Source organism: Streptomyces sp. NRRL F-5123, assembly GCF_000721495.1.
Taxonomy (GTDB): domain Bacteria; phylum Actinomycetota; class Actinomycetes; order Streptomycetales; family Streptomycetaceae; genus Actinacidiphila.
Genome location: NZ_JOHY01000041.1, coordinates 1 through 21651, shown reverse-complemented (window position 1 = coordinate 21651; position 21651 = coordinate 1). Strand labels below are relative to the sequence as shown.

The 21651-nt window shown below is 73.3% G+C and carries 17 protein-coding genes; 4 read left to right on the top strand and 13 right to left on the bottom strand.

From position 1 onward, the window contains the following. Positions 1-24: 24 nt before the first annotated feature. From infB to rimP, 4 genes are all read right to left on the bottom strand, one after another. Positions 25-3147 carry a translation initiation factor IF-2 gene (gene infB, locus IH54_RS43650; protein WP_078862552.1) on the bottom strand — a complete coding sequence of 1041 codons (3123 nt, stop codon included), beginning with the start codon at positions 3145-3147 and terminating at the stop codon, positions 25-27. Between the two features lie 160 nt (positions 3148-3307). After that, entirely contained in the window at positions 3308-3589 is a 282-nt protein-coding gene (locus IH54_RS43645) for a YlxR family protein (protein ID WP_078862551.1), read from the bottom strand. Between the two features lie 113 nt (positions 3590-3702). Continuing rightward, positions 3703-4734, bottom strand: a complete 1032-nt coding sequence (gene nusA / locus IH54_RS0127045; RefSeq protein WP_031521633.1) for a transcription termination factor NusA — start codon at positions 4732-4734, stop codon at positions 3703-3705. A gap of 2 nt (positions 4735-4736) precedes the next feature. Continuing rightward, complete coding sequence (rimP, locus tag IH54_RS0127040) at positions 4737-5312, bottom strand: ribosome maturation factor RimP (protein ID WP_031521632.1); 576 nt, start codon at positions 5310-5312, stop codon at positions 4737-4739. Between the two features lie 113 nt (positions 5313-5425). On the opposite strand from rimP, the gene IH54_RS0127035 reads away from it, so the two are divergent. From IH54_RS0127035 to IH54_RS0127025, 3 genes are read left to right on the top strand one after another with little or no spacing between them, the layout of a single operon-like run. Beyond that, positions 5426-6010 (top strand): hypothetical protein, encoded by a 585-nt coding sequence (locus IH54_RS0127035; protein ID WP_234343904.1) that lies wholly within the window; start codon positions 5426-5428, stop codon positions 6008-6010. A 12-nt stretch (positions 6011-6022) separates the two neighbouring features. Further along, the gene (locus tag IH54_RS0127030; protein WP_031521627.1) at positions 6023-6442 is read left to right on the top strand and encodes a ferritin-like domain-containing protein; all 420 of its coding nucleotides are present in this window, start codon (positions 6023-6025) and stop codon (positions 6440-6442) included. A gap of 50 nt (positions 6443-6492) precedes the next feature. Beyond that, positions 6493-7443 (top strand): aminoglycoside phosphotransferase family protein, encoded by a 951-nt coding sequence (locus tag IH54_RS0127025; protein WP_043182385.1) that lies wholly within the window; start codon positions 6493-6495, stop codon positions 7441-7443. A gap of 60 nt (positions 7444-7503) precedes the next feature. Here the strand turns inward: IH54_RS0127025 and IH54_RS0127020 are convergent, their stop codons facing one another. The 7 genes from IH54_RS0127020 to IH54_RS0126990 form a co-directional block, all read right to left on the bottom strand. Further along, positions 7504-8037: a GNAT family N-acetyltransferase gene (locus tag IH54_RS0127020; protein WP_031521623.1), complete on the bottom strand. Its 534-nt coding sequence runs from the start codon at positions 8035-8037 to the stop codon at positions 7504-7506. 314 nt (positions 8038-8351) lie between these two features. Next, on the bottom strand, positions 8352-9197 hold the full coding sequence (locus IH54_RS0127015; RefSeq protein ID WP_031521621.1) for a GNAT family N-acetyltransferase: 846 nt from the start codon (positions 9195-9197) through the stop codon (positions 8352-8354). Positions 9198-9363: 166 nt separating this feature from the next. Continuing rightward, a complete protein-coding gene (gene ispG / locus IH54_RS0127010) occupies positions 9364-10518 on the bottom strand; it encodes a flavodoxin-dependent (E)-4-hydroxy-3-methylbut-2-enyl-diphosphate synthase (protein WP_031521619.1) in 1155 nt (384 codons plus the stop codon). 100 nt (positions 10519-10618) lie between these two features. After that, positions 10619-11935: a M50 family metallopeptidase gene (locus IH54_RS0127005; RefSeq protein ID WP_031521617.1), complete on the bottom strand. Its 1317-nt coding sequence runs from the start codon at positions 11933-11935 to the stop codon at positions 10619-10621. Then, the gene (gene dxr, locus IH54_RS0127000) at positions 11932-13185 is read right to left on the bottom strand and encodes a 1-deoxy-D-xylulose-5-phosphate reductoisomerase (RefSeq protein WP_031521615.1); all 1254 of its coding nucleotides are present in this window, start codon (positions 13183-13185) and stop codon (positions 11932-11934) included. Before dxr ends, IH54_RS0127005 begins: the two co-directional genes overlap by 4 nt. A 78-nt stretch (positions 13186-13263) precedes the next feature. Next, positions 13264-15186, bottom strand: coding sequence for an acyl-CoA dehydrogenase family protein (locus tag IH54_RS0126995; protein WP_031521613.1), 1923 nt, complete (start codon positions 15184-15186; stop codon positions 13264-13266). A 146-nt stretch (positions 15187-15332) separates the two neighbouring features. Further along, positions 15333-16787: an aldehyde dehydrogenase family protein gene (locus IH54_RS0126990; RefSeq protein WP_031521611.1), complete on the bottom strand. Its 1455-nt coding sequence runs from the start codon at positions 16785-16787 to the stop codon at positions 15333-15335. A gap of 252 nt (positions 16788-17039) precedes the next feature. On the opposite strand from IH54_RS0126990, the gene IH54_RS45705 reads away from it, so the two are divergent. Beyond that, positions 17040-17507 carry a CU044_2847 family protein gene (locus IH54_RS45705; protein WP_031521609.1) on the top strand — a complete coding sequence of 156 codons (468 nt, stop codon included), beginning with the start codon at positions 17040-17042 and terminating at the stop codon, positions 17505-17507. A 120-nt stretch (positions 17508-17627) separates the two neighbouring features. On the opposite strand, the gene IH54_RS0126980 is transcribed toward IH54_RS45705, so the two are convergent. Together IH54_RS0126980 and IH54_RS0126975 are read right to left on the bottom strand one after the other, a co-directional pair. Next, on the bottom strand, positions 17628-19178 hold the full coding sequence (locus tag IH54_RS0126980) for a PucR family transcriptional regulator (RefSeq protein ID WP_031521607.1): 1551 nt from the start codon (positions 19176-19178) through the stop codon (positions 17628-17630). Between the two features lie 97 nt (positions 19179-19275). Further along, positions 19276-21474, bottom strand: a complete 2199-nt coding sequence (locus tag IH54_RS0126975) for a hypothetical protein (RefSeq protein WP_052397917.1) — start codon at positions 21472-21474, stop codon at positions 19276-19278. Between the last annotated feature and the right edge of the window lie 177 nt (positions 21475-21651).

Sequence of the window (21651 nt, the reverse complement as noted above, 5' to 3'; positions counted from 1 at the left end):
CCGGCCCCGGCCCCTTGACGCGTGTCAGCCGCGCGGCTTCTCGCGCATCTCGTACGTCGCGATGACGTCGTCGATCTTGATGTCGTTGTAGTTGCCGAGGTTGATACCGCCCTCGTAACCCTCACGAATCTCGGTGACGTCGTCCTTGAAGCGGCGCAGGCCCTCGATGTTGAGGTTCTCCGCGATGACCTTGCCGTCGCGGAGCAGGCGGGCCTTGGTGTTGCGCCGGACCTCGCCGGAGCGGACCAGCACACCGGCGATGTTGCCGAGCTTGGAGGAGCGGAAGACCTCGCGGATCTCCGCGGTGCCGAGCTCGACCTCCTCGTACTCCGGCTTGAGCATGCCCTTGAGCGCCGCTTCGATCTCCTCGATGGCCTGGTAGATCACCGAGTAGTAGCGGACGTCCACGCCCTCGCGCTCGGCCATCTGCGCGGCACGGCCGGCCGCGCGGACGTTGAAGCCGATGACGATGGCGTCGGAGCCGGTCGCCAGGTCGATGTCCGACTCGGTGACCGCACCCACACCGCGGTGCAGCACCCGGATGTCGACCTCCTCACCGACGTCGAGCTGGAGCAGCGAGGACTCGAGGGCCTCGACCGAACCGGACGCGTCGCCCTTGATGATGAGGTTGAGTTCCTGCACCAGACCGGCCTTGAGGGCCTCGTCCAGGTTCTCCAGGGAGAACCGCACGCCCTTGCGGGCGAAGCGGACGTTGCGCTCGCGGGCCGCGCGCTTCTCGGCGATCTGCCGGGCGGTGCGGTCCTCGTCGACGACCAGGAAGTTGTCGCCGGCGCCGGGCACGTTGGTCAGACCGAGGACGAGGACCGGGGTCGACGGAGTCGCCTCGTCCACGTTCTCGCCCTTGTCGTCGAGCATGGCGCGCACGCGGCCGTAGGCGTCGCCGACGACCATCGTGTCGCCGACCCGCAGCGTGCCGCGCTGGACGAGGACGGTCGCGACAGCGCCGCGGCCCTTGTCCAGGTGGGCCTCGATCGCGATGCCCTGCGCGTCCTGCTCCGGGTTGGCCCGCAGGTCGAGCGAGGCGTCCGCGGTGAGGATCACCGCTTCGAGCAGCGCGTCGATGTTCAGGCCCTGCTTGGCGGAGATGTCGACGAACATCGTGTCGCCGCCGTACTCCTCCGCCACCAGGCCGAACTCGGTCAGCTGGCCGCGCACCTTCGTCGGGTCCGCGCCCTCGACGTCGATCTTGTTGACCGCGACCACGATCGGCACGTCGGCCGCCTTGGCGTGGTTCAGCGCCTCGATCGTCTGCGGCATGACGCCGTCGTTGGCCGCGACCACCAGGATCGCGATGTCGGTGGACTTCGCACCGCGGGCACGCATGGCGGTGAACGCCTCGTGACCCGGGGTGTCGATGAAGGTGATCCTGCGCTCTTCACCGTTGACGTCCGTGGCGACCTGGTAGGCGCCGATGTGCTGGGTGATGCCGCCGGCCTCGCCCGCGACCACGTTGGTCTTGCGGATCGCGTCGAGCAGGCGGGTCTTGCCGTGGTCGACGTGACCCATGACGGTGACGACCGGCGGACGCGGCTGGAGCGCTTCCTCGCCGCCCTCGTCCTCGCCGAACTCGATGTCGAAGGACTCGAGCAGCTCGCGGTCCTCCTCCTCCGGGCTGACGATCTCCAGCACGTAGTTCATCTCGCCGGCCAGCAGCTCCAGGGTGGAGTCCGAGACCGACTGGGTGGCCGTGACCATCTCACCGAGGTTGAGCATCACCTGGACGAGCGACGCCGGGTTGGCGTTGATCTTCTCGGCGAAGTCGGTGAGCGAGGCACCGCGCGACAGGCGCACGGTCTGGCCGTTGCCGCGGGGCAGCAGCACGCCGCCCACGGACGGGGCCTGCATGGCCTCGTACTCCTGGCGCCGCTGGCGCTTGCTCTTACGGCCGCGCGCCGGGCGTCCGCCCGGGCCGCGCCCGAACGCACCCTGTGTGCCGCCTCGGCCGCCGGGGCCGCCGGGGCGACCGCCGAAACCGCCGGGACGGGGACCGAAGCCGCCGCCGCCACCGCCGGCACCGCCGCCGGGACGCGGGCCGCCGAAGCCGCCACCGCCACCGCCGGGACGGCTGCCGGGACCGGCCGGACGACCGGCGAAGCCGCCGCCACCGCCACCGCCGGGACGACCGCCCGGACCGCCGGGACGACCGCCCGGACCGCCGGGACGGCCACCGGGACCGCCGGGACGGCCACCGGGGGACGGAGCGGGACGCTGCGGCATCATGCCCGGGTTCGGGCGCGGGCCGGAGCCCTGCGGACGGGGCATGCCGCCCGGGCTCGGGCGGGCACCGCCGGCGCCCGGAGCTCCCTGGCCCGGAGCCGGACGCGGAGCGCCGCCGGGACGCGGGGCGCCGCCGCCGGGCCCTGCCGGGCGCGGAGCGCCGCCCTGGCCGCCACCGGGACGCGGCGCGCCACCGGGGCGCGGCATACCGGTGGAGCCGGACGTGAAGGGGTTGTTGCCCGGACGCGGACCCGCGGGACGCGGCGCGCCGGGACGCGGGGCACCGCCCTGGCCGGGCGCGGGGCGCCCGCCGGGACGGGTGCCGGAGTCACGGCCGTCACGACCGTCACGCTGGCCGCCGTCACGCTGGCCGCCGCCCTGCGCGGGACGCGCCGGGCGCGGACCGGGGGTGGGGCCGGAACGGCTCTGCTGGTTCTGGCCCTGGTTCTGGTTCGCCGGGGGCGCGGCGGGCGGCGCCTGGAACTCAGCGGCCGGCACAGGGGCGGCGGGGCTGGGCTTCGGCGCGGCAGGACCGGGCTTGGGCGCACCGGGGCCGGGCCGCGGGCCGGAGGACGGCGCGGAGCCGCTTCCCGGCGCGGCGGGGGCCGCGGGGGTGGAGCCGCCGGCCGGCTTGGGCGCCGGGGCAGCAGGACGGGCCGGCGCACCCGGGGTGGGGGCAGCCGGCTTGGCGGGCGCGCTCTTGCGCGGCGCCGAGGGCTTCGCAGCGGACTTGCCGGCGTTGCCGCCGCCCGGTCCCTGGAAAGCGTCGGTCAGTTTACGGACGACCGGTGCCTCGATGGTCGAGGACGCCGAACGGACGAACTCGCCGAGTTCTTGGAGCTTGGCCATGACGACCTTGCTCTCAACTCCCATCTCCTTGGCGAGTTCGTAGACCCGGACCTTAGCCACATCGCTCCTTTTAGGTCCGGGGTGTCCACCGGACCGTCGCTACTTCATGGGCGTACTCATCGCGTACTCATCGAGTGCTCATCGCAATCTCGACCTACTTCCATCTCGCGAGGTACCTGATCGCACGGGAGGACCCGTGCCGTACTTCTTCACTGCCTTCTTACGGGGCTGCCTGCTGCTCGACAAACCGGCGCACTTCCGCGGTGTCGGGCGCGACCGGGCTTTTGAAGGCCCGGTTGAACGCCCGGCGGCGTACCGCCAGGTCAAGGCAGGCAAGGGCGGGATGCACATAAGCACCCCGACCGGGCAGCGTACCGCGACGATCGGGAACGCAGGCGTCCCCGCTCATCACCACACGCAGCAGTTCGCTCTTGGCCGCTCGCTGACGGCACCCGACGCACGTACGCTCCGGGCATGCTGACGACAGCGTCCGACCAGACACTCTTTAGTCTACCTCCCCGCACGGACGTCACTCCTTCGAGTGTGCCCACGTACGGCTGTTCGTTTCTGGTTCGTCCCGCGGGGCACGCGATCCGGCCGCGCAGGGGTGGGGTTTCAGCCTTCCGGACGCGCCTGCACCGGTGACTGGCCGCCGGACGGGGGCTGCTCGGCGCCCTCGGTGTCGGGGCGGATGTCGATCCGCCATCCGGTGAGCCGCGCGGCGAGCCGGGCGTTCTGGCCCTCCTTGCCGATGGCCAGTGACAGCTGGTAGTCGGGCACCGTCACCCGCGCGGAGCGGGCACCCGCGTCCACCACCTCGACCCGGGACACCCGGGCGGGCGACAGCGCGTTCGCCACCATCTCGGCCGGGTCGTCCGACCAGTCGACGATGTCGATCTTCTCGCCGTTCAGCTCGGCCATCACCGCGCGCACCCGGGCGCCCATCGGGCCGATGCACGCGCCCTTGGCGTTGAGCCCTGAGCGCCCGGAGCGGACCGCGATCTTGGTGCGGTGGCCGGCCTCTCGCGCGATGGCCTCGATGGTCACCGAGCCGTCGGCGATCTCCGGCACCTCCAGCGCGAAGAGCTTCTTCACCAGGTTGGGGTGCGTGCGCGACAGCGTGACCTGCGGGCCGCGGACGCCCTTGGCCACCCGCACGACGTACGTCCGCAGCCGGGTGCCGTGCTTGTACTCCTCGCCGGGTACCTGTTCCTGCACCGGCAGCAGGGCCTCCAGCTTGCCGATGTCGACCAGCACGTTCTTGGGGTCCTTGCCCTGCTGGACGACACCGGTGACGATGTCGCCCTCGCGGCCGGCGTACTCGCCGAAGGTCACGTCGTCCTCGGCGTCGCGCAGCCGCTGCAGGATCACCTGCTTGGCGGTCGACGCGGCGATCCGGCCGAAGCCCGAGGGCGTGTCGTCGAATTCACGGGGCTCGGCGCCCTCGGCGACCTCGTCCGGCTCCTCGGTGGCCCACACCGTCACGTGCCCGCTGGTGCGGTCCAACTCCACCCGGGCGCGCCGGTGGCTGCCGGGCTCGCGGTGGTAGGCGATCAGCAGCGCCGACTCGATGGCCTCGACCAGCAGGTCGAAAGAGATCTGCCGCTCCTGCACCAGACCCCGCAGGGCCTTCATGTCGATGTCCACGGCTACGCCTCCTCGGTCGTCTCGTCGATGTCGCTGTCGCTGTCGTCAGGTTCGGTGTCGAAATCCGTGTCGCCGTCGCCGACCGCGTCACCGGGGGCGCCGTCGCGGCGGGTGAACTCGACCTCGACCCGGGCCTTCGCGATCTCCGCGAAGTCCGCCCGGGCGGGCTTGGGCTTGCGGCCCTTCACGCCCGGCACCTCCAGGTCGAGGCCCGCCTCGTCCACCGCCATGATCCGTGCGATCAGCTCGCCGCGCTCCTTGAGCGCCAGCTTCACCAGCCGTCCGGTGTTGCGGCGGAAGTGCCGGGGCTCGGTCAGCGGCCGGTCGGTGCCCGGCGAGGTGACCTCCAGGACGTACTCCGCCTCGCCCATCACGTCCGAGGCGTCCAGCGCCTGCGACAGCGAGCGGCTGATCTCGGCCACTGCGTCGAGCTGGACGCCTTCCTCGGAATCCACCACGACCAGCAGCTGGCGGCGGCGGCCGGAGGCACTCAGCGTGACCTCTTCCAGTTCGAGACCCGCTTTGTCGACAAGGGGCTCGAACAGCGCGCGCAGCCTCTCGCTCTGGGTGGTGCTCATCCGGGTGACTCCTCGGCCGCGTGTGCTGTTGTGGTGGAAGGTCGCGTGTAAAGGCAAGGCTACCCGAGCCGGGGCGGCGCACCGCGCCACTCCGGCACCCGTACACTCCCCCCATGATCCCGGAGGCGGCGGCTCGGCTGAGCAGGCGGAGCGTGATGGCGGCGGCGGTCGCGGCAGTCGGCACCGGGTGCTCGACGGACACGACCGGCACCGACGGCAAGGGCGGCGCGGGCCCGCGGCAGCAGGCGGCAGTGCCGCCCGGCACCGCGGAGCAGGCCCGGGCGGTGCGCGACAGCACGGACCTGCTCGGGCGGTACGACGCCGCCGCCGCGGCGCACCCCTCGCTCGCCGCCCGCCTGGCCCCACTGCGGGCCGAGGTCGCCCGGCACGTCGAGGCCTTCGGCGGCACCCCGCCCGCCGCCGGGGCGAAGCCGTCCGCCGCCGGCACGGCGACCTCGACCAAGGAGGCGCTCGCCGCGCTGGCCGCCGCCGAGCGCACGCTGGCCGACGCCAGGGCGGCCACGCTGCTGACCGTGCCGGGCGGGCTGGCCCGGCTGCTCGCGTCCGTCGCCGCCTGCGGCGCGGGTCACGCGGCGCTGCTGAGCGGCAAGCCGGGCAGGACGGGCAAGCCGGACAAGAGCGGCGAGGCCGAAAAGGGCGGGGACGGAACCACGAGTGACGACGGGCACGAGGGCTGAGGCGGTGGATCGGTGAACGCGGTCATCGACGCGGTGCAGGCGGCGCTGGCCGCCGAATACGCCGCGGTGTACGGCTACGGCGTAGTCGGCGGCCATCTGACCGGCTCCCGGCAGGCCGACGCGCGGCAGGGCTACGACGCCCACCGCGCCCGCCGCGACGCCCTGGTCCGCACGGTCGCCGACCTCGGCGTCTCCCCCGCCGCCGAGCCGGCCGGCTACACGCTGCCCTTCACGGTGACCGGCCCGGAGTCCGCGGCCAGGCTCGCGGCCTACGTCGAGGAGCACGTGGCGGGCGCGTACGGCGACGTGGTGCGCACAGCGCTGGGGGGCCTGCGGCAGGACGCGGCCTCGGCGATGCGTGACGCGGCGGTGCGTGCCGTACGGTGGCGCGGCGGCAGCGTAGCCTTCCCGGGTCTGGCGGAACGCGGCTGAACGCGCCCGCCGGGCGAGCGACAGGCCGCACGGAGGGCAGGGCACAGCGAATGGGTTCAGCAGCGCACCATGGGCAGCCGCCCGCGGACGGCCCGCAGCCGCCGGAGCGGCTGGTGCGTACGGTCACCGCCTGGGAGGGCGAGGCGGGCCGTACGTGGCTCGGGCAACTGCCCGGCCGGGTGGCCCGGCTGCTGGACCGCTGGGAGCTGACCGTGGAGCGGGTCGTCGCGGCCGGCGGCCAGATCAGCATGGTCGTGCTGGTGCGCACCGCGGAGGGCGACCCGGCGGTGCTCAAGGTCGGCATGGTCAACCGGGAGACCGAGCACGAGCACGCCGCGCTCGCGCACTGGGACGGGCGCGGCGCCGTACGGCTGCTGCGGGCCGACCCGGACGAGGGCGCGATGCTGTTGGAACGGCTGCAGGCCGACGTGTCGCTGCGCTCGCTGGCCGAGGCGAAGGCGCTGCTGGAGGCCGAGGCGGTGCTCCAGCGGCTGTGGGTGCCGCCCGCCGCGGACCATCCGTTCCGTGCCGTGGCCGGGATGACCGGCGAGCTGGCCGAGTTGCTGCGGACGCGCCGCGACGAGCCCTACGCGGCCGACGCGGTGCCGCTGATCGACGAGGCGCTGGCGGCGCAGGCCGAACTCGCGGTCTCCGCGGCCGAGGTGGAGGCGGTGCTGCTGCACGGCGACTACCACCAGGGCAACGTACTGGCCGGCGAGCGGGTGCCGTGGCTGGCGATCGACCCCAAGCCGCTGGTCGGTGAGCGGGCGTTCGACCTGGCGTGGCTGGCCAGGGACCGGCTGCCGACGCTCGCCGCGCAGCCGGGCTCGCGGAGCACCGCTCGGCGCCGGATCGCGAAGCTGGCGGACGCCCTGGAGGTGGACGCGGAGCGGCTGCGCGGCTGGTCCGTCTTCCGCGCCGTCGAGGCGGGCGTGTGGTATCTGTCCGTCGGCGGGCGGGAGGACGGTGAGCTGCTGCTGGAGTTCGCGAGCTGGCTGTAGCGGGTGCCCCGGTACGGGCCGCGGTACGGGCGCACGTCCGGAGGCGAGGCCGCGTACGGCTCAGCGCAGCAGCGGCAGCGGGGCGCCCATCACGGCGTACGGGCGGGCGGCACTGGGGAAGTGCACCGGGCGGGCCAGGTCGCGGTAACCGAGCGCGTGGTAGAGGTGCCGGGCGGGGGTGTCGGCGTCGATGGCGGACAGGATGCTGCGCGGCTCGCTCGCAGCGTCGGTGAGCGCGGTGATCAGGGCACGGCCCAGACCACGGCCCTGGAAGTCGGGCAGCACGTGCAGCTCGGTGATCACGAAGGAGTCGTCCAGCCAGCCGTCGTTGCCCTCGCGACGCAGGTACGGCTGCACGACGCTGGACCACCAGTGGCCGCGGTCGTTGGGCAGCCCGTACACGAAACCGACGATGCGCCCGCCGGGGGTGTGCGCGGTGAGGGCCCGCGCGCCCGGGTCGGCCAGGTGCCGCAGGACGATCTGCCGCCGGATGGCCACCTCTTCGGGCCCGAGCCCGAAGGCGACGGCCTGGACGGCGAGGGCCTCGTCGACATGCGCGGCAAGATCGGCGGGCTCGACCACCACGTTCTCCATGGGCCCGGAGACTACCCCGCCGCCTCCCCCGGCTCATGATCGCGCAGGCCAGGTCGTGTCTGACGAATGGCGTCGTCCGCCCGCAGGGCGGGGCCGGCGGTGTCCGGTGCTCCCCCAGAGCTTCGCCTGGGAGGTACCCCCGGATTGCAAGGCGGAGGGTGGAGGCACCTCCCGGACCGCCAGGCCCAGGGGGAGAGAGCGCAGGGGGTACCTCCCGCCGAAGGCAGGGGGAAAGCGTGCGTGCCGGACGCCGCCAGGCAGACGGGATTTGCCGGACACGGCCTAGCGCGCCCTGCCGGGAGCACGCCCGGCTCCTAGAAGAGCACCGACATGAAGGAGCCGACCTCGGTGAAGCCCACGCGCTCGTAGGCGGCGCGGGCCGGGGTGTTGAAGTCGTTGACGTAGAGGCTGACGACCGGTGCCACGTCGCGCAGCGCGTAGCTCAGGACGGCGGCCATGCCCGTCTCGGACAGCCGACGGCCGCGGTACGCCGGGGCCACCCAGACACCCTGGATCTGGCAGGTCTGCCGGGTGACGGCACCGACCTCCGCCTTGAAGACCACCTGGCCGTCCTCGATGCGTGCGAACGCCCGCCCGTTGGAGACCAGTTCGGCGACCCTCGCCTGGTAGAGCAGCCCTCCGTCGCCGGCCAGCGGGGAGACGCCGACCTCCTCGGTGAACATCGCCACGCAGGCGGGCATGATCACGTCCATCTCGTCCTTGCGCACCCGGCGCACCAGCGGGTCCGGCGCGATGCCCGCGGGCAGCGAGCGGGTCGTCATGAGCGGCTGGTGGCGGCGCACCTCGCGGGCCGGGCCCCAGTGCGGCTCCAGCCGGGCCCACAGGTCGGCGGTGGGACCGGCCGGGCCGACGACGGACGAGCAGCGGCGGCCGGACCTGCGGGCGCGTTCGGCGAAGGCGGCGACCGCCTCGGGGGTGGCGCAGATCGGGACGAGGTTGGCGCCCGCGTAGCACAGCGAGACGAGCCGCCCGGCCTCGTACCAGCCCCACATCTCGCCGCCGAGCCGCCACGGGTCGAGCCCGGCGATGTTGACCCGGGAGGTGACGAACGCGTTGGCGACCGGGTCGCGGTGCAGCACCTCGAGGGCGGCGTCGAGATCACCCGGTTCCAGGACGCGGGCTGTCGAGTGGGTCAGCACGGGGGGGCCTCACCGTCTTCGGCCCGTGGGCCGTTGCCGCAGGCGTGGGGTGGAGTGCGCACTTTACCGGGCCCGGTCGTACCCCGCCCCGCGCGGGCCGGAAGCGGGCGCGGGGCGGGGGCCAGGCTGCGGGCGGGCCGTGCGGCCCGGTGCGGGAGGGAGCCGGTCAGGACACGCTCACCTGGGGCTCACCGGAGGTCACACCGGCGTCCTTCATCTGGTCGGCGAGCTTCATGGCCTCGTCGATCAGCGTCTCCACGATCTTCGACTCCGGCACGGTCTTGATGACCTCGCCCTTGACGAAGATCTGGCCCTTGCCGTTGCCGGAGGCGACGCCGAGGTCGGCCTCGCGGGCCTCGCCGGGGCCGTTGACGACGCAGCCCATGACGGCGACGCGCAGCGGCACCTCCATGCCCTCCAGGCCGGCGGTGACCTCCTCGGCGAGCTTGTAGACGTCGACCTGGGCGCGGCCGCAGGACGGGCAGGAGACGATCTCCAACCGGCGCTGGCGCAGGCCGAGCGACTCCAGGATCTGGATGCCGACCTTGACCTCCTCGGCGGGCGGCGCGGACAGCGAGACGCGGATGGTGTCGCCGATCCCCTCCGACAGCAGCGCGCCGAAGGCGACCGCCGACTTGATGGTGCCCTGGAAGGCCGGGCCCGCCTCGGTCACACCGAGGTGCAGCGGGTAGTCGCACTTCTCGGCCAGCAGCCGGTAGGCGTTGACCATGACGACCGGGTCGTTGTGCTTGACGGAGATCTTGATGTCGTGGAAGTCGTGCTCCTCGAAGAGCGACGCCTCCCACAGCGCGGACTCGCACAGCGCCTCAGGGGTGGCCTTGCCGTACTTCTCCAGCAGGCGCTTGTCGAGGGAGCCGGCGTTGACGCCGATGCGGATGGGTACGCCGGCGCCGGCGGCGGCCTTGGCGATCTCCCGCACCTTGTCGTCGAACTGCTTGATGTTGCCGGGGTTGACGCGGACGGCGGCGCAGCCGGCGTCGATCGCGGCGAAGACGTACTTCGGCTGGAAGTGGATGTCGGCGATCACCGGGATCTGCGACTTCCGGGCGATCGTGGACAGGGCGTCCGCGTCGTCCTGGGTCGGGCAGGCCACCCGGACGATCTGGCAGCCGGAGGCGGTCAGCTCGGCGATCTGCTGCAGCGTGGCGCCGATGTCGGAGGTCCGGGTGGTGGTCATGGACTGCACGGAAACCGGAGCGTCACCGCCCACGGCGACGCTGCCGACCTGGATCTGACGGCTCTTGCGGCGGTCGGCGAGCTTGATCGGAACATCCGGCATACCGAGCGAAATCGCTGTCATCTGCGTGGCATCCCCATGGTGTGGCACAAGTCCCGGCGTGGGCGGGCTCCGGGGTCGAGATTACGTCACCCGGTCCTCGGGGCTCACCCGGCTCGGGACATCAGGAGCTGAGTTTGACGGGGTTCACGACGTCGGCGATGAGAACCAGCAGCGTGAAGCACACGAAGATGCCGGCGACGACGTAGGCGACCGGCATGAGCTTCGCCACATCGAACGGCCCCGGGTCGGGTCTGCGGAAGACCCGGGCGGTGTGCCGCCGCAGCGACTCCCACAGCGCCCCCGCCACGTGACCGCCGTCCAGCGGCAGCAGCGGAAGCATGTTGAACAGGAACAACGAGAGGTTGAAGCCGGCGACGAGGATCACCATGGTGGCGATGCGGTCGATGGCCGGTTCGTGCAGCGAGAAGACCTCACCGCCGACGCGGGCCGCGCCCACCACGCCCATCGGCGAGTCGGCCTTGCGCGGCGCGCCCTCGAAGGTGGCCCGCCACAGGTCCGGGATGCGCTGCGGCAGCCGCAGCAGCGAGTCGACGCCTTGGTGGGCCATGTCGCCCATGTAGCTCACCGAGCCGGTGAAGCTCAGCGGCGTGATCTTGCTGGCGGGGCTGAAGCCGAGGAAACCCGCGGTGACGGTGCCGTCCACCGGCTGGCCGTCGCTGTCGGTCTTGGCGACCACGTTGGTGGTGATCACCGGGTGCAGCGTGACGCGCTTGCCGTCGCGCTCGACCACGACGGTGGCCTTGCCGACGCCGGTGCGGATGTCCTGGGAGAGCTGCGCCCAGTTCTTGACCGGCCGCCCGTTGAACTCCAGGAAGCGGTCTCCCGGCTTGAGCCCGGCGAGCTTGGCGGGGGCCGTCGGGTCGGTGGACCTGCAGGGGTTGTCCGGGTCGCGCTTGGCCGCGTCGGTCTGCGCGACCACGCAGTCGCTGACGGAGGAGACGACCGTGGTGTCCTTGGCCACGCCGATGCCCATGAAGACCGCCAGCGCGAGACCGAAGGCCAGGATCAGGTTCATGAACGGCCCGGCGAACATCACGATGACGCGCTTCCACGGCTTGCGCGTGTAGAACAGCCGCGTCTCGTCGCCCGGCTGCAGCTCCTCGAAGGCGGCCGAGCGGGCGTCCTCGATCATGCTGCGCCACGGCGAGGTGGAACGGGCGGTGATCCGCCCGTCCTCGCCGGGCGGGAACATCCCGATCATGCGGATGTAGCCGCCCAGCGGGACGGCCTTGAAGCCGTACTCCGTCTCGCCCTTCTTTCGGGACCACACGGTCGGGCCGAAGCCGACCATGTACTGCGTCACGCGGATCTTGAAGAGCTTGGCCGTGGACAGGTGCCCCAACTCGTGCCAGGCGATGGAGACCATCAGGCCGACAGCGAAGACCACTATGCCGAGGACCGTCATGAGACCGGTCATACGCGTGCTGCCTCCGTTGCCTGGGCCAGTTCCACCGCCCGGGCGCGTGCCCAGGCCTCCGCTTCGAGGACGTCCTCCACCGTCAGGGAAGTTCCCGTCCCGGGTGTGCCGTGCTCTTCCACGACCTTCGCGACGGTGTCGACGATGCCGGTGAACGGCAGTCTGCCCGCGAGGAAGGCGTCCACGCACTCCTCGTTGGCCGCGTTGAACACCGCGGGCGCGGTGCCCCCGAGACTACCGACGTGGCGGGCCAGCGCGACCGAGGGAAACGCCTCGTCGTCGAGCGGGAAGAACTCCCACGACATGGCCCGGGACCAGTCGAAGGCCGGGGCGGCGTCCGGCACCCGGTCCGGCCAGCCCAGGCCCAGCGAGATCGGCACCGTCATGTCCGGCGGCCCGGCCTGGGCGATCGTGGAGCCGTCGACGAACTCGACCATGGAGTGGATGTACGACTGCGGGTGCACGACGACCTCGATGCGGTCGAACGGCACGTCGTACAGCAGGTGCGCCTCGATCACCTCGAGGCCCTTGTTGACGAGCGTCGCGGAGTTGACGGTGATGACCGGGCCCATGGCCCACGTGGGGTGGGCGAGCGCGTCGGCCGGGGTGACGTGGGCCAGCTCCGCCCGGCTGCGGCCGCGGAAGGGGCCGCCTGAGGCGGTCACCAACAGCTTGCGCACCTCCTCGCGGCGGCCGGCCGTCATCGCCTGGAAGAGCGCGGAGTGCTCGGAGTCGACCGGCACGATCTGTCCGGGCTTGGCCAGCGCCTTCACCAGCGGGCCGCCGACGATCAGCGATTCCTTGTTGGCCAGCACCAGCACCCGCCCGGCCTCCAGCGCGGCCAGCGTCGGGCGCAGGCCGATCGAGCCGGTGATGCCGTTGAGCACCGAGTGGCACTCCAGGCCCGCGGCCTGCGTGGCGGCCTCCGGCCCGGCGAGGATCTCCGGCAGTACGGCCCCCGCGCCGTACTGCCCGGCCAGCGCCTCGCGCAGCGGGCCGACGGCGGCCTCGTCTGCGACGGCGACGGTCTGCACGCCGAGCCGGTGCGCCTGCTCGGCGAGCAGCGCGACCCGGCTTCCCGCGGCGGAGAGCGCCGTCACCCGGAAGCGGTCCGGATTGCGCAGCACCAGGTCGACCGCCTGGGTGCCGATGGATCCGGTGGAGCCGAGGATCACGATGTCGCGGGGGCCGTCCGCCGGGTCGCCGGTGACGTGCGGGCGGTAGTGCGGGTCTGCGAGAGCGTCCGTCATGGGGCCATTGTGTCGTGCGCGGAGCACCCCGCGTCCACCACCCCGTACTCCCTGTGGACAACTCGCGGCACCCGCAGCTCAGCGCACCGGGCGGTGTGCGTTCGGGGCCTGCGACGGTCCCGGCGTCGCGTCGGCGATCCACGGCCCCTCCCTGCTGGGGTCGACGATGCCCGCCTCCAGCCAGGTGGCGTCGCCGTCGAGCACCGCCCGGGTCAGGGTGCGGTCCGGCCCGTCGGTGTTGGTCCACAGCCGGGCGAACAGCTCGTCGGTGCGGATCCGCGCCTGCCGGCAGAAGGTGTCGGCCAGCAGCCTGGCCTGCGGCCCGTGGTCGCTGCTCGCCGCCAGGTGCTGGGCGCGCACGCACGCGGCGCTGATCGCGAACAGCTCGGCGCCGATGTCGACGATCCGGGCCAGGAAGTTCTGCTTGGTCTCCATCCGGCCCTGCCATCGCGACATGGCGTAGAAGGTGCAGCGGGCCAGCTTGCGGCAGCCGCGCTCGGCGTACCGCAGATGCGTGGCCAGGCCGTCGAACTCGGCGTACGAGTTCGGCAGCTGCCCGGGCCCGGCCACGAGCTTGGGCAGCCACTTCGCGTAGAAGCCGCCGGCCTTGGCACCGGCCCGCGCCTTGTCGCCCAGCGAGGTGTCCGGGTCGATGAGGTCGCCTGCCACCGACAGGTGGGCGTCGACGGCCTCCCGGGCGATCAGCAGGTGCATGATCTCGGTGGAGCCCTCGAAGATCCGGTTGATCCGCAGGTCGCGCAGCAGCTGCTCGGCGGGCACCGCGCGCTCGCCGCGCGCCGCGAGCGAATCGGCGGTCTCGAAGCCGCGCCCGCCGCGGATCTGCACCAGCTCGTCGGCGATCCGGCAGGCGGCCTCCGAGCCGTAGAGCTTGGCGAGGGCGGCCTCGATCCGGATGTCGTTGCGGTCCTCGTCGGCCATCTGCGAGGACAGGTCGAGCACCGCCTCCAGCGCGAAGGTGGTCGCCGCGATGTACGCGATCTTGGAGCCGACCGCCTCGTGCCGCCCGATCGGCCTCCCCCACTGCTCGCGGGCGCCGGACCACTCCCGGGCGATCTTCAGGCACCACTTCGCCGCCCCCACGCAGCCCGCGGGCAGCGACAGCCGGCCGGTGTTGAGGGTGGTCAGGGCGATCTTCAGCCCGGCGCCCTCGGGCCCGATGCGGTTCGCGGCGGGCACCCGCACCTGGTGGAAGCGCGTGACGCCGTTCTCGATACCGCGCAGCCCCATGAAGGCGTTGCGGTTCTCGACGGTGACGCCCGGCGAGTCCGCCTCGACGACGAAGGCCGAGATACCGCCCTTGTGCCCCTCGGACGCCGGGACCCGGGCCATGACGACCAGCAGGTCGGCGACGACGCCGTTGGTCGTCCACAGCTTCACGCCGTCCAGCACGTAGTCGTCCCCGTCGGGCACCGCGGCGGTGGCGAGCCTCGCCGGGTCGGAGCCGACGTCGGGCTCGGTGAGCAGGAAGGCGCTGATGTCGCTGCGGGCGCAGCGCGGCAGGAAGGCCTGCTTCTGCTCGTCGGTGCCGAACATCTTCACCGGCTGCGGTACGCCGATCGACTGGTGGGCCGACAGCAGCGCGCCGACCGCGGGGCTCGCCGAGCCCACCAGGGCCAGCGCCTTGTTGTAGTACACCTGGGTGAGACCGAGGCCGCCGTACGCGGGGTCGATCTTCATCCCGAGGGCGCCCAGCTCCTTCAGGCCGCGGATCGTGTCGTCCGGGATGCGCGCCTCGCGGTCGATCAGGGCCCCGTCGATCGAGGTCTCGCAGAACTCCCGCAGCCGGGCCAGGAACTCCTCGCCCCTGGCCGCGGCTTCGGGCGCGGGCTGCGGATACGGGTGGATCAGGTCGAGACGGAAGCGGCCGAGGAAGAGCTCCTTGGCGAAGCTGGGCCTGTGCCAGTCCTGCTCGCGTGCGGCCTCCGCGACCTGGCGGGCCTCGCGCTCGGTGACCTTGGGTGCTGTGGCGGGTGCGGACACGGGTGCGTCACCTCCGGGTAGCCGGTTACCAACCGGTGCTACTTGTCCGTACTACCCGAATTCCGGCGACCTCACCAGACGAGCCGTCAGCGCCCCCGTCCGCCGCGGCCCGGTCCGCCCCGCCCCGGTCCCTGGGCGCGGCCGTGTCACAGGTCCAGGCCGGTGAGCACCAGGACCCGCTCGTAGGTGTAGTCCTCCATCGCGAACCGCACGCCCTCGCGGCCGCTGCCGGAGTCCTTCACCCCGCCGTACGGCATCTGGTCGGCGCGGTAGGAGGGCGCGTCGCCGATCACCACGCCGCCGACCTCCAGCTCGCGGTGGGCGCGGAAGGCCAGCCGCAGGTCGTGCGTGAAGACCCCGGCCTGGAGGCCGAAACGGGAGTCGTTGACCGCCGCGAAGGCCTCGTCGGCGCCGTTCACCCGGTGCAGTGACAGCACCGGCCCGAAGACCTCCTCGGTGGCCAGCACCGCGTCCTGCGGCAGGTCGGCCAGCACGGTGGGGGCGTAGCTCGCGCCCTCCCGGGTGCCGCCGGCCAGCAGCGTCGCGCCCTTGGCCACGGCGTCGTCCACCCACTGCGCCACCCGTACCGCCGCCGCCTCGCTGACCAGCGGGCCGACGTCGGTCGCGGCGTCGGACGGGTCGCCGGTCGCCTGGGCGCGCACCTGCGCCACGACGCGCTCGGCCAGGGCGTCGTAGACGGCCGCGTCGGCGATGACCCGCTGCACCGAGATGCAGGACTGCCCGCCCTGGTAGTTGGCGAAGGTCGCGATACGGGCCGCCGCCAGGTCGAGGTCGGCGTCCGAGGACCAGTCGGCCAGCACCACGGCCGCCGCGTTGCCGCCCAGCTCCAGCGTGACGTGCTTGCGCGGCACCGAGTCGGCGATGGCGTGGCCCACCGTGTCGGAGCCGGTGAAGGAGATCACCGGCAGCCGCGGGTCCTGCACGAGCGCGGGCATCCGGTCGTTGGGCACCGGCAGCACGCTCCACGCGCCCGCCGGCAGCCCCTCGGTCTCCGCCAGGATCTCGCCGAGCAGCAACGCCGACAGCGGAGTCGCCGGCGCCGGCTTGACGATGATCGGAACGCCCACCGCGAGGGCCGGGGCGACCTTGTGCGCCACCAGGTTCAGCGGGAAGTTGAACGGCGCGATGCCGAGCACCGGCCCGTGCCCGAAGCGCCGGGTCAGCGCGAGCCGCCCCACGCCGCCCGGGTCGGTGTCCAGCCGCTGCGCCTCGCCCGCGTTGAAGCGGCGGGCCTCCTCGGCCGCCCAGCGGAAGACCGACACCGCGCGGCCGACCTCGCCTCGGGCCCACTTCAGCGGCTTGCCGTTCTCCGCGGTGATCAGCCGGGCGGCCTCCTCGGCGCGCTCGGCCAGCCGCCGCGAGACGTGGTCCAGCGCCGCGGCCCGCACATGCGCGGGCGTCGCCTCGAATGCGCGGTGGGCCGCTGCCGCCGCCGCGACAGCCTCCTCCACCTGCGCCTCGTCCGGCACGCCCACCCGGCCGACGGCCGAGCCGTCCCACGGGCTCGTCACGTCGAAGGCGTCCCGGCCGGTGGCCCGGGTGCCGGCCAGCCAGAACGCGTACGGTTCCGCCGTCGCCACGCTCGTCACGGTGGGTTCCGCCTTCCTGTCGGGGGTGTCGCTCGCCGGGCCCCACCGTAGACACCGCGGCAGGCCGCGCATGTTGTCCACGGCGGAGTACCGGCGCGCCGCCACGTGACGCTCTGGCCAGCGCCTCCGCGCCCGGTAGGGGACCGGGCCGGCCTCATGCGGCTGCGAACCCGCGGAAGCGGCCCTCGCGGCCCTGCCGCCGCGCCTATCCTGGCCGCCCGGACCTGCGGAGGGGGCACGTGCATGGCGGAGACGGTCACGATCGCGCTGGGCGACGGCACGGAGGTGCGGGCCGAGGTCGTCGGAGAGGTGCCCTTCCAGAACGCCGACGAATCCGGTGCCTTCGGCGACGTCGGCATCCGGTCGCGCGCCGCGGCCGCGGGCTCCGCCGTCGCACTCACCCTCGACGGCGTGCGCGACACCGTCCGCGCGGTGGGCCGGTGGGCCGCGGAGACCGTCACCGAGGGTGGCGCGGCAGGCGCCCCGGACTCATTCGAGGTCGAGTTCGGCCTCAAGCTCGCGGTGAAGTCGGGCCAGCTGCTGGGCGTCATCGCGGAGGCCGGCGCGGAGGCGGGGCTGACGGTGAAGCTGTCGTGGGACCTGGCGGCGCGGCGGGCGGCCGGGGCCGGTTCCGCGGGGGGAGGCGCCGCGGGCTCCACCGGGACGGGTCCCTCGGGCGCGGGCCCCGCCGGCGCGACGCCCGCGCCGTAGCACCGCGCGGGGTCGAACGGCGGGGGAAGCCCCCGCCCCGGCACCCCGCGGCCTCTCGGCTGTGCAGCTCAGCCGTCCGCATCAGCTGTCCACATCAGCCGTCCGCCTCAGCCGTCCGCCTCAGCCGTCCGCCTCGGCCTCGGTCTTGAGGGCGAGCCACAGCTCCATCCGCACGTCCGGGTCGTCGAGCGAGCAGCCCAGAATCTCCTCCACCCGCCGCATCCGGTAGCGCAGTGTGTGCCGGTGGACGCCCAGGTCGGCCGCCGCCGCGTCCCACTGCCCGTGGTGCGACAGCCACGCGCGCAGCGAGGCCACCAGGTCGCCCCGCGACGTCGCGTCGTGCTCCCGCAGCGGCCGCAGCAGCCCTTCGGCGAAGGCGCGCACGGCGTCGGCCGCGAGCAGCGGCACCACCGAGCCCGCCCCGACCTCACCGTGCTCGACCAGGTTGCGCCCGCGGCGCACCGCGACGGCCAGCGCCCGCTCCGCCTGCCGGTGCGCCTCCGGGACCTCCTCCGGCGGCACCGCCGCCGAAAGCCCCGCCGACAGCGCGTCCTCCGCCTCCGCGAGGTCCGCCGCCGCGGCCAGCACGGTGGCGTCCTCGGCGGCGAGCAGCAGCAACCGGGCGCCCTCGTGGACCGTCAGCAGCGGCTCGCCCGAGCGGGCCGCGGCCGCGTCGACCTGCTCGGCGAGCCGGGCCAGCGCCTCGGCCCCGAGCCGGTCGTCGGCGGACTCGGCGACGAGCACCCGCACCGGGTGGTCGAGCAGGGCGCCGTAGAGGTCGCCCGCGGTGCTCCGGGCGTGCCCGGCCTCGCCCGCGACCAGCATCCGCAGCACCGCCGCCGCCAGCCGGGCGTGCGCCTCCTGGAGGGTGCGGGACTGCTCCAGGGACAGCGTCAGCAGCGCGACAGCGGCGTTGACCACGTAGCGCGCGGAGGTGTCCAGGCGGCTCTCGGTCCCGACGGCGAGATAGCCGCGCGGGCGGCGCGCGGTGCCCAGCGACTGGATCTCCACCCGGTCCTCGCACCCCGTGGGCCCCGCCACCGCGGCGCCCGCCGGTCCCTGGATCTCCCGCATCCGCTCCACCTCGGCGCCCAGCCGGGCGGCCCGCTTCCCCGCCCACTCCGGGGCCGCGGCCATTACCGCGCCCTGCGCGTCGTAGAGCGCGGCCCAGCCGTCGAGGTGGCCGGCGAGCCGGGCGAGCAGCGCGGCGGGGCCGTCCGGGGCGAGGGCGGCGCGGGTCAGGTCCCGCTGGGCCTCGAAGCCGGCGGTCACCGCCTTGTAGCGGTCGGCGGCCAGGGCGGCCGAGACGGTCTTGCTGATCGCGATGAAGGGCGTCCTGCGCGGCACCTCCAGGAGCGGCAGCCCCACCTGCTCCGCCGCCTCCACCAGCGCGGACGGCACGTCGTCGTGGCCGACCCCGACCCCGAAGCCGAGCCCCACCACGCGGGCGCCCGTGAGCCGCCGCACGTAGCCGCGCAGCGACTCCGGATCGCCGATGTCGAGCGCGAGTCCCGTCGTGAGCAGCAGCTCGCCGCCCTCCAGATACGGGCCCGGGTCGTCCAGCTCGCTGGTGTGCACCCAGCGCACCTCGGAATCGAGCCGGTCCCTGCCGGCGAGAACGGTGAGTTTCAGCGCCGAGTGCTGCGCAAGGGACGCGAGGGTGAGGGGCATACGGACCAGATACCGGCAATCGCTGGACGTTCGGCCGACCGGGAATGGCCGCCCCCCTCAATTGTGCCGCACGGCAGCGCCCTGGCCCCCCGCCCCGTCACCCCCGAAGATCCACCAGCACCGGCGGCGCGCTCTCCCCCGCCGTCGTGGTGAACGACACCACGGCATGCCCGGCGGGCACGCTGTTCGCCAGATCCGACGCCGACCACCGCTCCCGCTCCACCTCCCGGACGGTCACCGACTCGGTCGTGACCGCTTCCCCGGTGAAGACCTTGCGGACACCGCGGCTCAGGCGCCGCAGGTTGCCGCCGGACTGGTCGGGCGTACGGGTGATGTCGCGTGTCTCGGTGCGCACGGTGCCCCATGCCTCCGCGAAGTACCGGCCGTCCCACGAGGTGACACCGCCCAACACCATCCGACAACCGCTCGTGCCGACCAGAGGCCCGCGCACCTCCTCGGGCAGCGCCTCCAGGCTGCGCAGTCCGAACACCACCCCGGCGTTCGCGGACCTCAGCTGCGGCAGGGCCCGGACGGCGCTGGTGGTGACTGCGTGGCCGGCGTCGTCCAGGATCAGGCAGACGAAGTGCGGGCGCTCCCGGTGGCCGGTGACGGTGTTCATGTACTGCGCGAGGATCAACCGCGTCAGTATCCGTGAGGCCTCCGCGTGGGCGCGCTGCGGCAGGTCGATACGCACCCGAAGAGGGTGTGCGAGTGCCTCCATGGAGAAGGGCCTGTTCCTGCCCGTCACATCGAAGAAGCCGGCGAAGGCAGGCCGGTCGAGTACGGCGATCCGCTCGGCGAGCAGTCCGCCGATGTCGCCGGGCCGGGCCGCCTGGCGCTCGCGCGCTGCGAGTTCACGGACCAGTCCGGGAGCGCCCACGGCGTCGACCGCGGCGCGCAGCGCGCCGAAGGCGTGGTCCACGCCGTCCAGCAACTCACGCAGTTCGGGCACCGAGGGGAAACGGCCGTACGCCGCCGCGAAGGGAGCAAGGATCTGACTCAGCGCGGTGACGGCTCGGCGCTGCTCGGTCTCCGATCCCTCGGTGAGTGCTTCGGCCAGTACCCAGGCAGCGGTGTCGGGGTCGGTGGTGCCCCCGTAGATGTCCAGATCGTAGCGCGAGGTCGGGTCTCCGGGCGCGATCACCACGTCATAGGCCTCCGCCGGCCCCAGATCCGTCCCCGCCGCACAGACGGCCACCACCGCCGACTGTCCCGTGAGCGCCTGGAGGCACAGGGACTCCGCGACCGGCCGGATGACCCTGCGGGTCTTCCCCACCCCGGCCGGGCCGACGACCAGCAGACCGGTGGCGAGCAGCGGGGGCTCCAGCGCGATGCCTGAGCCCCGGTGCTGATACGGGTTGCGGCGGTCATCCACGCCGCGGCCGATCCTGACCTGGCGCGCCAGCAGATCGTGCGCGGCCACGCGCTGCGGCACGTCACGTTCACCCGACGGATGCACGCATGCGGCGCCGCCCTCCCGCAGGACTGTGTCGGCGAACTCGTCGGCGGCGTTGCGCTGTCCGCCGACGACCTGCCAGGCGTGCCTGATCCGTACGCAGTCGACGTCGTTCATGCTCCCGGCCGCGACCTCGCGAGCCAACCGGTCGGCCACCGCGTGACGGCCGGCGTCGCGCAGTTCGGGCCAGTCGGCGGGCGTGGCGAGGGCCTGCGGAGCCCCCACGCCGTAACCGGAGTGGGACTGCTGCGGACCGGGCACGCGGACTCCGGGCCGTGACCGGCCCAGGAGGAAGTCCGTCCAGCGTCCGTACTTGGCGAACGGCCAGGCAATCAGGAGCGCGACCAGGGCGTCGAGGGTGTAGACGACTGCGGCCGCCGACTCCGCGGTGCCTGCTCCGCCGAACCCGACCCAGGACGGCGGCAGAAAAAGAAGCAGCGTGTCCTGGATGGGCACATATTTCGTCCAGTTGAGCAGCCACACCACGAATCCGGCCGCGAGTGAAGCCAGCGCCCGCTGTCCCGGGGTGGTCAGGTAGCGCCGCACGACCTCGGGCCAGTTGCCGAGCTTGCCGAAGTAGTAAGCGATACCGCCCATCCACAGCATGTCGTAGAAGTTGTCCGCGACGGTTCCCGGGCGCGTCGGCGGGCCGTCGCCCCACCAATCGTGCGGGGTGAAGAGGGTCAGCGGGCGCCGCCAGAAGGGGATCAGGCCGTTGTTGAGCAGCGACCACAGCCCGATGCCCATGAGCAGGGCGAGGACGGCACCGCCGAGCAGCCGTCGGTCAGGGATCCGGTCGGGGTCGTCGGGCTTCCTCGGGACGTGCCCGAACGCGTACACCCCGGGCGCGTCGGAGACCCGCGGTGTCCGCAGCCAGCGCTCCAGGGCGGAGGCCGGCGGGGCCTTGGCCGGCGCGGGCGGGGGCGCGGTAGGGCGGGGGACGGGGGGGTGTGGCGGCTGTCTCTTATACACATCTGACGCTGCCGACGACTCCTTACGTGTAGATCTCGGTGGTCG